Annotated in this window: 11 protein-coding genes and 1 tRNA gene; 6 read left to right on the top strand and 6 right to left on the bottom strand. The window is 73.0% G+C overall.

Going from position 1 to position 12,135, the window contains the following annotated elements:
* Nucleotides 1-86: 86 nt before the first annotated feature.
* The gene (locus OTB16_RS08165; RefSeq protein WP_267719289.1) at nt 87-893 is read right to left on the bottom strand and encodes a sugar phosphate isomerase/epimerase family protein; all 807 of its coding nucleotides are present in this window, start codon (nt 891-893) and stop codon (nt 87-89) included.
* On the bottom strand, nt 890-1,966 hold the full coding sequence (locus tag OTB16_RS08160) for a LacI family DNA-binding transcriptional regulator (RefSeq protein WP_267719288.1): 1,077 nt from the start codon (nt 1,964-1,966) through the stop codon (nt 890-892). The genes OTB16_RS08165 and OTB16_RS08160 overlap by 4 nt, the downstream gene beginning before the upstream one ends.
* A 215-nt stretch (nt 1,967-2,181) precedes the next feature.
* Between OTB16_RS08160 and OTB16_RS08155 the strand changes: the two genes are divergently transcribed.
* The 4 genes from OTB16_RS08155 (at nt 2,182) to OTB16_RS08140 (ending at nt 6,230) form a co-directional block, all read left to right on the top strand.
* Nucleotides 2,182-3,306 carry a Gfo/Idh/MocA family protein gene (locus OTB16_RS08155; protein WP_420717661.1) on the top strand — a complete coding sequence of 375 codons (1,125 nt, stop codon included), beginning with the start codon at nt 2,182-2,184 and terminating at the stop codon, nt 3,304-3,306.
* Complete coding sequence (locus OTB16_RS08150) at nt 3,303-4,460, top strand: dihydrodipicolinate synthase family protein (RefSeq protein ID WP_267719286.1); 1,158 nt, start codon at nt 3,303-3,305, stop codon at nt 4,458-4,460. Before OTB16_RS08155 ends, OTB16_RS08150 begins: the two co-directional genes overlap by 4 nt.
* Complete coding sequence (locus OTB16_RS08145; RefSeq protein WP_267719284.1) at nt 4,457-5,302, top strand: sugar phosphate isomerase/epimerase family protein; 846 nt, start codon at nt 4,457-4,459, stop codon at nt 5,300-5,302. The genes OTB16_RS08150 and OTB16_RS08145 overlap by 4 nt, the downstream gene beginning before the upstream one ends.
* A 529-nt stretch (nt 5,303-5,831) precedes the next feature.
* Entirely contained in the window at nt 5,832-6,230 is a 399-nt protein-coding gene (locus OTB16_RS08140) for a VOC family protein (protein ID WP_267719283.1), read from the top strand.
* Between the two features lie 210 nt (nt 6,231-6,440).
* Here OTB16_RS08140 and OTB16_RS08135 read toward each other — a convergent pair.
* Nucleotides 6,441-6,517 (bottom strand) — tRNA-Trp (locus OTB16_RS08135).
* A gap of 54 nt (nt 6,518-6,571) precedes the next feature.
* Nucleotides 6,572-7,312, bottom strand: a complete 741-nt coding sequence (locus tag OTB16_RS08130) for an ankyrin repeat domain-containing protein (RefSeq protein ID WP_267719282.1) — start codon at nt 7,310-7,312, stop codon at nt 6,572-6,574.
* Nucleotides 7,313-7,673: 361 nt separating this feature from the next.
* Here OTB16_RS08130 and OTB16_RS08125 point away from each other — a divergent pair, with 361 nt between their 5' ends.
* Nucleotides 7,674-9,005: a glycoside hydrolase family 18 protein gene (locus OTB16_RS08125; RefSeq protein ID WP_267719281.1), complete on the top strand. Its 1,332-nt coding sequence runs from the start codon at nt 7,674-7,676 to the stop codon at nt 9,003-9,005.
* 293 nt (nt 9,006-9,298) lie between these two features.
* Nucleotides 9,299-10,195, top strand: coding sequence for an aldo/keto reductase (locus OTB16_RS08120; protein ID WP_267719280.1), 897 nt, complete (start codon nt 9,299-9,301; stop codon nt 10,193-10,195).
* Between the two features lie 89 nt (nt 10,196-10,284).
* Here OTB16_RS08120 and OTB16_RS08115 read toward each other — a convergent pair whose 3' ends face one another.
* Together OTB16_RS08115 and OTB16_RS08110 are read right to left on the bottom strand one after the other, a co-directional pair.
* Nucleotides 10,285-11,265: a sugar kinase gene (locus OTB16_RS08115; RefSeq protein WP_267719279.1), complete on the bottom strand. Its 981-nt coding sequence runs from the start codon at nt 11,263-11,265 to the stop codon at nt 10,285-10,287.
* A complete protein-coding gene (locus OTB16_RS08110) occupies nt 11,262-12,065 on the bottom strand; it encodes a bifunctional 4-hydroxy-2-oxoglutarate aldolase/2-dehydro-3-deoxy-phosphogluconate aldolase (RefSeq protein ID WP_267719278.1) in 804 nt (267 codons plus the stop codon). Before OTB16_RS08110 ends, OTB16_RS08115 begins: the two co-directional genes overlap by 4 nt.
* Nucleotides 12,066-12,135: the final 70 nt, after the last annotated feature.

The raw sequence follows: 12,135 nt of genomic DNA, 5'->3' as shown, positions 1-12,135 counted from the left end.
CGGAATCCCCGGCGGAAACGTGAAGCGGAAGCAGGGCGCCCTGGTACCGCCTGGGATCGGCGCGTGGCGAGCCGCGGCAGGATCGCCTACTCGGCAGCGGTCCCCGGGGCCCGTCCCGGCTCCAGCCCCTGGAGGTACCTTCGGCCCCGTGCGAGCTGCCCGGCCAGCTCGGCCGCGTCGGGGTACCAGCGTTTCTCGTACTCCCAGCAGACCCACCCGTCCGACGGCAGCACGGCCAACGCCTCGGCCAGCGGCAACACCCCGGCGCCGAGCCCGATCGGGGTGAGTTCCCGGGCCGACGCCACGTCCTTCACCTGGACGTAGCCCAGGTGTGCGCCGAGGGCCCGCCGTGACTCGGCGGGAGTCTCGCCTCCCAGCCAGGTGTGCAGTACGTCCCACAGCGCGCCGGCCCCCGCACGCGCGACCCGGTCCAGCACCCGGGCAGCCGCCGCCGCCGTCCGGTGTGAGTCGTGCGTCTCCAGCAGCATCCGTACCCCGTGGCGCTCGGCGTACGGCGCGGCGGCCAGCAGCCGCCGCACGGCGTTGTCGTCGGCCGCCGCCGACGGCAGCTCGGCGCCGCCCGGGAAGACCCGTACGTAGGGTGCTTCGAGGTCGGAGGCGAGTCGGACCAGCCCCCGCAGGGCGGCGAGGACGGGCTCGTCGGTGCCTTCGGCGGCCACCCGTACGTACCCGGCGACCCCGAGGACAACGACCCCCTCCCGGGTGAGGGCCCGCAGCCCGGCGGCACGCGCGGCGGGCGGGCTGTCCGGATGCAGGGGCTCCTCGGGGTGGGCCCGCAGCTCGAGGCCGTCGAAGCCGTGCGCGGCCGCCAGGCCCGCGCTGCGGTCGAGCGGGATGCCGGGCACTCCGAGCGTGGAGAAGGCGTACCTCACGGGCGGCTCCCTCCGGCTGGAGGCGGCCCGGTGGAGCCGCGCACCATCAGCTCGGTGGGCAGGGTGGTGAGGCCGCCCGGGGGCAGGGGTCTGCGGCCGGTGACCAGTTGGGCGGCCAGCGCCCCGGCCTCGCGCAACGGCACCCGGACGGTGGTGAGGGCCGGTGCCGTGTCCACGCAGAACGGCAGGTCGTCGAAGCCCGCGACCGACACCTCCTCGGGGATCCGTATTCCCGCGTCCCGCAGGGCGGCGGCGGCACCTGTGGCGACGGTGTCGTTGGCTGCGGCGACGGCGGTGAACGGCTCCCCACGGCGGAGCAGTTCGCGGGTGGCGTCATAGCCCGCGGCCCGCTCGAATCCGGCGTGGACCGTGAGCGGGGCACAGATCCCGGCCAGGCCCGGGTCGTGGCGGACGAGGGCCGCGCGATGTCCCGCCAGCCGCTCCCGGGTGGTACTCAGTCCCGGAGGCCCGGCGATGTAGGCGATGCGGCGGTGGCCGAGCGCCAGCAGGTGTTCGGCGAGCCGGAAGGCGCCGCCGCGGTCGTCGAACATCACGGTGGCCACGGGCAGTTCATCGGGAAGGGGCAGCGGAGGACGCCCGCACAGGATGACGGGAACACCGCCCGCGGCCATGCGTGTGACGCGGGCCGCGAGCGCTGCCGTGTGGCCGGGGTCCTCGGCGGCACCACCGGTGAGGACGACTCCACCGGCGCGCTGGCCCTCCAGCAGCGCGAGGTAGGCCAGTTCGGCCTCGGGGGCACCCTGCGTGTTGCAGACGACGGCGAGGCGGCGGGCATCCGACGGGCCGGCCGGGGCGAGCGCGCTCTGCAGGGATCCGGCGAGGATCCCGAAGAAACTGTCCGCGACGTCGTGGACGAGGACACCGACGAGGTCGGAGGTGGCGGCCGCGAGCGCGCGGGCGGGTCCGTTGGCCACGTACCCGAGGTCTTCGATCGCCTGCTCCACCCGGGTCCGTGTGCCCCCGGCCACTGGGTATCCGCCGTTCAGTACGCGAGAGACCGTGGCCGGCGATACGCCCGCCCGCGCCGCGACCTCCGCGAGAGTCACCGCCATGCTGCACCCCTCCTCTTCCGATCCCGGGTCATCGTCTCATCCGGGCGTGGGTCCATACTGCACGATTCAGAAAGCGCTTTCTATCACCCGTTGGGGTGTTGCACCTGCACCATTCCGCGCCCTAGCCTAACGAGTGTGAAAGCGCTTTCTATCAAGCGCTCACCGACAGCCGAGAAGGAGGGGACACCGTGGAGCGCAGGACGATCAAGATCGCCATGAATGGCGTGACCGGCCGCATGGGATACCGGCAGCACCTCGTCCGGTCCCTGCTCGCCCTGCGCGAGCAGGGCGGTCTGGACCTGGGAGACGGCACGGTGCTGTGGCCGGAGCCGGTGCTCGTGGGGCGCCGGGAGGGGGCGCTGCGGGCCATCGCCGAGCGGCACGGCCTCAAGCACGTCAGCACGGACCTCGATGCCGTACTGGCGGATCCCGAGGTGGAGATCTACTTCGACGCGCAGGTCACCAGTGCCCGCGAGTCGGCGGTGCGACAGGCCGTGGCGGCAGGCAAACACGTGTACTGCGAGAAGCCGACCGCCCTGACCTTCGCTTCGTCGATGGAGCTGGCCAGGCTGGCGGCCGCCTCCGGGGTCAAGCACGGCGTGGTCCAGGACAAGCTGTTCCTGCCGGGGCTGCTCAAGCTGAAACGGCTCATCGACGGCGGCTTCTTCGGCGGGATCCTCTCCGTGCGCGGCGAGTTCGGCTACTGGGTGTTCGAAGGGGACTGGCAGGCCGCCCAGCGGCCGTCGTGGAACTATCGCGCGCAGGACGGCGGGGGCATCGTCGCCGACATGTTCCCGCACTGGGAGTACCTCCTGCACGAGCTCTTCGGCCGTGTCCGCACGGTCCAGGCCCTGACGCGCACGCACATCGGCCGGCGCTGGGACGAGGAGGGAAGGCCGTACGAGGCGACGGCCGACGACGCGGCGTACGGGATCTTCGAGCTGGAGGGCGGCGCCGTCGCGCAGATCAACTCCTCCTGGGCGGTCCGGGTCCACCGCGACGAGCTGGTGGAGTTCCAGGTGGACGGGACCCACGGGTCGGCCGTGGCCGGGCTGCGCGGATGCCGCGTCCAGCACCGCGGGACCACACCCAAGCCGGTGTGGAACCCGGATCTGCCGCAGGCCGACTCCTTTCGCGCCCAGTGGCAGGAGGTTCCGGACAACTCCCCCTCCGACAACGGCTTCAAGGCGCAATGGGAGCTCTTCCTGCGGCACGTCGTACTGGACGATCCGTGGCAGTGGGACCTGCTGGCCGGGGCGCGCGGAGTGCAGCTCGCAGATCTCGGTCTGCGCTCCTCGGCCGAGGGCCGTCGGCTGTCCGTGCCTGAGGTGTCCTTGTGAGCATCCGACTGCCCGCGGCGGACGGCGGACTGCGCCCCTACCGACCGAACACCGCCCCGTTCGCCCCACTGGCGCACGCACCGGCCCGCAGCCGTACGTTCTACGCGGCGGCGCACGTGGTCGCCGATCCGCTGGCCGCCTCGGCGGAAGCGGGTCCCGTACTCGACTGGGGGTCCACGCTGGCCTTCCGCCGCCGCCTCTGGTCGCAGGGGCTCGGGGTCGCCGAGGCGATGGACACGGCGCAGCGCGGAATGGGCCTGGACTGGCCGACCGCCGCGGAGCTGATCCGGCGCTCGGCGGCCGAGGCCCGGGCCATGGGCGGGCGCATCGTCTGCGGGGCGGGCACCGACCAGTTGGAGCCGGGCCGGACGCACTCGCTCGACGCGATCACCCGGGCGTACGAGGAACAGCTCGCGCACACCGAGGCCTGTGGGGCGGGCGTCGTCCTCATGGCCTCGCGTGCCCTGGCCCGAGTCGCCCGCGGGCCGGAAGACTACCTCGAGGTCTACGGCGCCTTGCTGAGACAGAGCGCGGGGCCGGTGGTTCTGCACTGGCTGGGGCCGATGTTCGATGCGGAACTGGCGGGCTACTGGGGCCACGAGGACCTCGACGATGCCATTGAGGTCTTCCTGAAGATCATCTACGAGTCACCGGGCAAAGTGGACGGGATCAAGGTCTCCTTGCTGGACGCGGAGCGGGAGGTGGGCATCCGGCGGCGGCTTCCGGCCGGGGTGCGGTGCTACACGGGCGACGACTACCACTATCCGCAGCTGATCGCCGGGGATGGGGAGCTGGCCAGCGACGCACTGCTGGGGATCTTCGACCCGATCGCCCCGATCGCGGCCCGGGCGGCTCTCGCCCTCGACCGGGACGATCAGGCGGGCTTCCGGGAGCTGCTCGATCCCACGGTCCCTCTGTCGAGACACCTCTTCACCGCGCCGACGCGCTTCTACAAGACCGGGGTGGTCCTGCTGGCCTGGCTGGCAGGCCACCAAGAACACTTCGCCATGGTGGGCGGCCTGCAGTCCGGCCGCTCGCTCCCCCACCTCGCCACTGCCTACGAACTGGCTGACGGACTGGGGCTGTTCCCCGACCCCGAGCTCGCGGAAGACCGCATGCGCCGGCTGCTCTCGGTGTACGGGGTGGCGTCGTGAGCGGGGACCGGGCAACGGCCCCGGCCCGGTTCAGCCTCAACCAGGAGACGATCCGCCAGTGGTCGCTGCCCGAGCTCGTCGCCGGGTCCGCGGCGGCCGGGGTGGGCGCGGTCGGGCTGTGGCGCGACCCGGTCCGGCTGTTCGGAGTACGGAAGGCGGCGAAGCTGCTCGCAGGGGCCGGACTGCGCGTCAGCTCGCTGTGCCGGGGCGGGTTCTTCACCGCAGCCGATCCGGCCGGCCGGGCGGCCGCGCTCGAGGACAACCGCCGGGCCGTGGAGGAGGCGGCCGAGCTGGGCGCCGAGACACTGGTGCTGGTCTCGGGCGGCCTGCCCGCGGGCGACCGCGACCTGCCGGGAGCCAGGATCCGGATCGCCGAGATCCTCGGTGAGCTCGCCCCGTGGGCGGGTGCGCACGGCGTGCGGCTGGGACTCGAGCCGCTGCATCCGATGTTCGCCTCGGACCGCTGCGTGGTGTCCACGCTCGGGCAGGCCCTCGACCTCGCGGAGCAGTTCCCGGCCGAGCAGGTGGGCGTCGTAGCCGACTCGTACCACCTCTGGTGGGACGAACGGCTGCCCGCCGAGCTGCTGCGGGCGGGCGCGGGCGGGCGCATCGCGTCCGTACAGGTCGCCGACTGGGTGACGCCGCTCCCCGAGGGTGTGCTGCTCGGGCGGGGGCAGCTCGGCGACGGCTCCATCGATCTGCGGGGTTTCCGCGAACTGACCGACGCGGCGGGGTACCGGGGGTCGGTGGAAGTGGAGATCTTCCACCCCGGCCTGTGGGCCCGGGACGGCGCCGAGGTACTGCGGGAGGTGATCGAGCGCTACCGAGAACACGTCGGCTGAGGGGATCACACGCGGCGGGGGTACCCCCAGGACCCGCTGGTGCTCCGCTCCACGGCAGCGCCTCGCGGTCGCCGGCCGTCGCCTTCGACCGACCGTACGGGTGTGACGACGGCTGGGTCCGTTCCTCGCGTACGAGCCCCGCTGATAGCACTCGCCGAGTGGCTCGGCCTTCCCTTGGCCTACGGCGACGACCAAGGAGGAGACCCGGGAGAAGCCCCCCTCTGGAGGGGCGTCGGCCGGGTCATCCGGCGACGGCGCTTCGGCGCAATGGGTGTCCGCGACCGGCGCGATACGGCGGGGTGAGGCCTCGGGCGCCCGCGGAGGCGGCTCCGGCGGCGCCGACCGATGTCTGAACGCACGGGCGGGGCCACTTTCCACCCGGGGCGGAGGGATCGGCGGGACGGCCGGAACCGGACCACCCTGGACGTCCCAGGGCCCGCTGTCTAGGATCGATCACGGCATCGCGTGCCGGTCACCGACCGGGTGAGGCATGGAGGCGCCGGGACGTGCCTTTCGGAGGCATCCACCCATGGCAGTACAGCTGAACCACACGATCGTCCACTCCCGCGACAACCGGGAATCAGCCGAGTTCCTGGCCCGCGTGCTCGGCCTCGAGGTCGGGACCGAGTGGGGTCCTTTCATCCCCGTAGACCTCGCCAACGGCGTCGTGCTGGACTTCGCGACCATTCCGGCCGGGTCCATCACCCCGCAGCACTACGCGTTCCTCCTGTCCGAGGAGGAGTTCACCGCGTCGTTCGAGCAGATCAGGGCGGCCGGAGTCCCGTACTTCGCCGACCCGTACGGCAAGCACCCCGGCGAGATCAACCACAACGACGGAGGCCGCGGGGTGTACTTCACGGACCCGGCCGGCCACTACATGGAGATCATCACCCGCCCGTACGGGTACCAGGAGGACGCGGACTCCTAGCGGGTGTCGTCGCGCAGCCGCACCTTCCCGCTCACACCGGGGGCGCGCAGCCCTCTTCGCGGATTGCAGGTCTGTGGGGACCCATCAGGCCTGCGAACCACCCTCCGCCCCGGAGGCCGTGACCTCCCCAGCGCGTGGAAACGCCGTGGGGCCGGCTCCAGGAAGGAGTCGGCCCCACGGCGTACGGCAAGAAGGGATCACGCGAACTGATGGCAGGGGCGGCAGGATTCGAACCTGCGACCTTCGGTTTTGGAGACCGGCGCTCTGACCAGCTGAGCTACACCCCTTCGGTGGGACCAACCATGACACGGCACGGCCTGAAGATCCACCGTTTATTGCGGTCAACCGGGTGGGAATCCGTCGGCGAGCTGTCCGCCGGACGCCTTGAGCCAGGCAATCAGTTCGGCGTCCTCCCTGGTCAGAGCGATGTCGAGCGGCGTCATCCGGTCATGGCCGATCCAGTTGAGGTCCGCCCCTTGGGACAGCAGGTATCGCGCAGTGGACAGTTGGCCGCCGTGACAAGCCGCCCAGAAGCCGCTCGTGACGTCCTCGCGAGAGGTCCCGCACGCCAGGAGGTCGACGACCCGGTCGAGGAGACCGAGAGCCGCCGCCTCCTGCAGGCCGGGGCGGGCACCATGGTCGAGGAGCCGGCGCGCCGCCCGCCACTGGCCGAAGCCGCAGGCGTCGGTGAGCGGGGTACCGCCTCCGAGGACCGCACCCGGGGCCTCGATGTCGGCTCCCGCGGCGACGAGGGCGTCGACGGCGTGTACGTCGTCGTTACTGGCGGCCCAGTGCAGCGGAGTCTCGGCGGGGGCCCCCACGAACCGGGCCCCCGGGTCGGCGCCGGCCGCGACGAGGGTGCGGATGACCTCTGCTGTGTGCGGGCGATGGCCGGGCCAGTCGGTCGCGACGTGCAGGAGGCTTCGCTCGCCGGCCGCCTCGCCGCGCCGGACGATACGCGCGGTCGCGAGCGCGGGGTGGGCGTCCAGGAGGCGGCGCAGCGCGGGCAGGTCGCCGCTACGGATCGCGGCCGTGACCGAGATGGCGAGCGGGTCGCCGAATTCCAGCGGCTGGGGCTGCATGGGGCGTCCTCCCGTGGGCTGCCGACCAGCCTACGAGTCCGCCGGGCCCACCGCACGCGCCACCCTGCTCCGGGGCGCCGAAGGGCCACCGGAGAGCCGGAGAAGGGTCAAAGAAGAGCCGGAGAAGAACCCAACGGAGAGCCACCTGAGGGATGCCGGACGGCCGCCGGAGAGCCGCCGGGGGAACGGTCCAGTAGGGCGACCGCCACCACCACAGCGGCCCGTGGGGCGCGTTGGTCGGTCCGTCCGCGCACCACCGAGTTTCGGCCGCCCCCTTGACCGTTCTGGTCCAGACCAATAGTTTCCGGCATACACCGCGCACGCGCTCACGCCCCAATCCCCGCATCCGCAAAGGAAGCCCATGCGCCGCAGCATGCTCGGCAGACTGGCCGTCGCCGCCTGCTCCCTCTCCCTGCTGACCGCCTTCGCACCCTCCGCCGACGCGCAGGGCGACGGGGCGAACGGACACCACCGCTCGTACAAGAAGGTCGGCTACTTCACCCAATGGGGTATCTACGGCCGGGACTTCCAGGTCCAGGACCTTGATGCGAACGGCTCCGCCGGCAAGCTCACCCACATCAACTACGCCTTCGGCAACGTCAGCGCCGACGGAAAGTGCTTCACGGGCAACGTTCCCGGTGAGGCCGATGCCTGGGCCGACTACTCCCGGCCCCTGGACTCCGCGAACTCCGTGGACGGCGTGGCGGACACCTGGGACCAGCCGCTCGCCGGCAACTTCAACCAGCTGCGCGAACTGAAGGCCAAGCACCCGGACCTCAAGGCCCTCATCTCGCTGGGCGGTTGGAGCTGGTCCACGCACTTCTCGGACGCCGCGCTGACGCCCGCCTCCCGCAAGGCCCTCGTAACCTCCTGCATCGACCTCTACATCAAGGGGAACCTGCCGCAGGACGGCACCCGCGGCGGTGCGGGTGCCGCGGCCGGCGTGTTCGACGGGATCGACCTCGACTGGGAGTGGCCCGGTTCGGCCGGAGACGCGGACACCAAGTTCCGGCCGGAGGACAAGGCCAACTTCACCGCGCTCGTCAAGGAGTTCCGCACCCAGCTCGACGCGTTGGCCACGAGCCAGAAGAGGAAGTCGAAATACGAGCTGACGGCCTACGTGCCGACGGCGGCAGCCAAGATCGACGCGGGCTTCGACGTCCGCCGGATCATGCGCGACTTCGACTTCGTCAACCTCCAGGGCTACGACTTCCACGTCTCCGGCGAGGCGACCACCGCCCAGCAGTCCGCGCTCCGCGCCCGGAACGACTTCAGCGTCGACGGCACGGTCGAGGCCTGGAAGCGGCGCGGCGCCCCCGCGCACAAGCTGGTGGTGGGCATGCCGTTCTACGGGCAGGGCTGGACCGGCGTCAGCGGCGGCGGGGACGGCATGGGCCAGCCGGCCACCGGCCCGGCCCCGGCCACCTGGGCCGCCGGGTATGAGGACTACAAGGAGCTGAAGAAGCTCGCGGACTCGGGGTCGTACCAGGTGCACCGCGACCGTCGGGGTGGCCACGCCTGGCTGTTCGACGGCACCACGCTGTGGACGTACGACGACCCGCAGGTGCTGCGCGCGAAGACCGCCTACGTCCGTGAAGAGGGCCTGGGCGGCGCGATGTTCTGGTCGCTGGACGCGGACACCGCCGACGGCGAGCTGATCACCGCCGTGGACCGCGGCCTGCGCGGCCGCTGACCGGGCTCCCCTCGCGGGGACCCACCAGACCGGCGCCGCCGGGCCGCGGACATCGATCCGGCCCGGCGGCGTCACACCACGTACCGCACCGCAGGCTCCCGTACCCGCCGGCTCCCGTGCACCAGGCTCCCGTGCACCAGGCATCCGGCATCCGGCATCCGGCATCCGGCATCCGGCGGGTACGGGAACCCCTGCGGACCTGCCGGGACGCGCCACCCACCGCGCGTCCCGGCAGGTCCGCGGCGCGCGGGCGGACGCGCGGGCCGGACCGGAGTACCCGGTACGGTCACCCGATGACCACAGAAACGATCACCGCGTCCTCCGCGGGTACCTGGCAGCTCGGCGACCTCACCGTCAACCGGATCGGCTTCGGCGCGATGCGCCTCACCCACCTCGCCGACGGGTCCGCCTCCGACCGCGCGCGCGTGACCGGGGTGCTGCGGCGCGCCGTCGAACTCGGCGTGAACCACATCGACACCGCCGCGTTCTACTTCTCCCCGCTGCGCTCCGCGAACGAGCTGATCAACCGGGCGCTCGCGCCGTACGCCGACGAGCTCGTCATCACCACGAAGGTCGGACCGGGCCGCGACCCGTCCGGCGAGTGGTGGTGGGCCGAACCGGAGCAGCTGCGCGGACAGGTGGAGGAGAACCTGCGCCAGCTCGGCCGCGATCACCTGGACGTGGTCAACCTGCGCGTCAAGCGCCGCGAGACGACCGGTTCGATCGCCGAGCACTTCGGCGCGCTCGCCGAACTCCGGACGGCCGGGCTCATCCGTCACCTCGGCCTGTCCAACGCCCGGCCCGACCACCTCGCCGAGGCGCTGGCCATCGCGCCGGTGGTGTGCGTGCAGAACCCGTACGGGATCGGTTCCCCGGCCGAGGACCACGCCTTCCTCGACGCGTGCGGGGAGCGGGGCATCGCCTTCGTCCCCTTCTTCGCCATCGCCGGAGCCGGCCGGGAGGCGGGAGTGATCGCGGACGACGGCGAGCGGGTACGGGCCGTGGCCCGGGCCCACGGCGTCTCGGCGGCGCAGCTGCGCCTCGCGTGGACGCTGAGCCGCGGGGCGCACGTCCTCGCGATCCCGGGCACCGGCAACCCGGACCACCTGACGGAGAACCTCGCGGCGGGCGCGGTCGCCCTGTCGCCCGAGGAGATCGCGCTCCTGGGCTCGGCGGACCCGACGGCGTAACGGTCCCGCAGGCCCCGCAAACCACACCGGCCCGCAAACCACACCGGCCCGCAAGCCCGCAGGCCCCAACGCCCACCCCCCGGCCCCCGCTACCGGGCCGTACCGGCGCCGGCGCCCCCGCCGTGGGCCGCGGCCAGCGCCGCCGTGGCGGAGAACGCGGGGACGTACCCGGTACCGCCGCGCCCGGAGACCGAGAGGGAGGCCGCCGCCATGCCGTACGCCACGGCGTCCCCGAGGGGGTCCCCGAGCGCGATCCGGGCGGTGGTGGTTCCGGTGAAGCAGTCCCCCGCGCCGGTCGCGTCGACGGGGGCGGGGTTGACCGGCACCGGATGGTGGGCCACCTGCCCGCCGTCGTCGAGCAGCAGCCGCCCGGCGCCCGCGGTGACGGCCACCGTACGGGCGCCGAGCGCGCGGCAGCGGGCAGCGGCGGTCCGCGGGTCGGCGGTGTCCAGGAGCGCGAGCGCGTCCGCGGGGCAGGACGTCTTGAGCAGTCCGGTCAGCGGGGCGATCCGGGCGAGGAGTTCCCTGGCCTCGGCCCGCCCGGTCAGCCGGGAGCGGAAGTTGGGATCGTACGAGAGGTGCCCCCCGGCCCCGTGCACGGCCCGCGCGGCGGCCAACACCGCGTCTCGGCTCCCGGGTGAGAGCGCGCCGGTGATCCCGCTGGTGATGAGGGCTTTCGAGCCGGTCAGCAGCGTCCGCCAGGAGTCGACATGGGCGGGCGACAGAGTGGAACCGGCACTGTGGGTACGCCAGTAGACGAACTCGCGGTCGCCCTCGGTGTCGGCGCCGAGCAGATAGGCGCCGTTGGGGCGCGGGGCGCGGCGGACGTGGGAGATGTCGATGCCGAGGTCGCCGGCCCGGCGCAGCAGCGGGATGCTGAGCTCGTCGTCGCCGACGACCGCGAGCAGGGCGGTCCGGGCCCCCGCGGCCGCGGCGGCGGCGGCCGCGTTGAGCGCGTCACCGGAGTAGGAGAGACGGGCCGGGGTGCCGTCCCCGGCCGCGCGCAGGGCGGCGTCGGCATGGATCTCGACGAGGACCTCGCCGAGGACGAGCACGTCGTACCCGGTCACGCCCGCCCCTCCCGGACACGGCCGCCGACGTCCGAACCCTCCACACCGCCCGGACCCTCCACACCGCTCGCGACGCCCACACCGTCAGCACCGCCCGCGACGCCCGTGCCATCACCAGCGCCCGCACCGCCCGCAACGCCCGAACCACCCTCCCCATCACCAAGGCCCGCAGCGCCGGAGCAGTCGGCGCAGCAGCGGCCCGCCAGTGCGGCGAACACGGCGGCCAGTTCACCCGGATCGGCCGGCAGCCCGCTTCCGATGCCGACCGCGGCGGCGCCGGCGTCGAGCCAGTCGCGCACCTCGTCGGGCCGGATGCCGCCGGTGGGGATGATCAGGGCGTCGGGGAGGACGGCTTTCAGGGAGCGGATGAACTGCGGGCCGCCCACGTGGGCCGGGAACACCTTGGCCGCTCCGGCGGACCGGACGGCCGAGGCGATCTCGCCGGGGGTGAACCCGCCCTCGATGAAGACCGCCGACCGGCGCCGGGCGACCGCGCGGACCTCGGGAGCCGGGTACGGGGAGATCAGGAAGGCGGCGCCCGCGTCCAAGGCGGCCTCCGCCTGTGCGGAGGTGACGACCGTGCCGACGCCGACGAGGGCGGGGCGGCCGTGCGCGTCGGAGAGGGGGACCGTACGGCGGACGGCGTCGGCCCAGCCGGGGGTGGAGGTGGTCAGCTCGACCGCGCGGCAGCCTGCGGCGAGCAGGGCCGAGGCCCGCCGGACGGCCGCGTCGGCGTCGGGGCTGCGCAGCACCGGCAGCAGCCGCTGGGCGGCTATCACCGCGTACGGGTGGCAGGACAAGGAACCCTCCCATTCGTCCCACGTAGTGGAACGAGGTATCGTGTACCGGAACCAGTTGGTCTAGACCCTA

Source organism: Streptomyces antarcticus, assembly GCF_026627255.1.
Classification (GTDB): Bacteria; Actinomycetota; Actinomycetes; order Streptomycetales; family Streptomycetaceae; genus Streptomyces; species Streptomyces antarcticus.
Note: the sequence above shows the minus strand (reverse complement) of the source record. Positions and strands in the feature narration are given on the sequence as shown.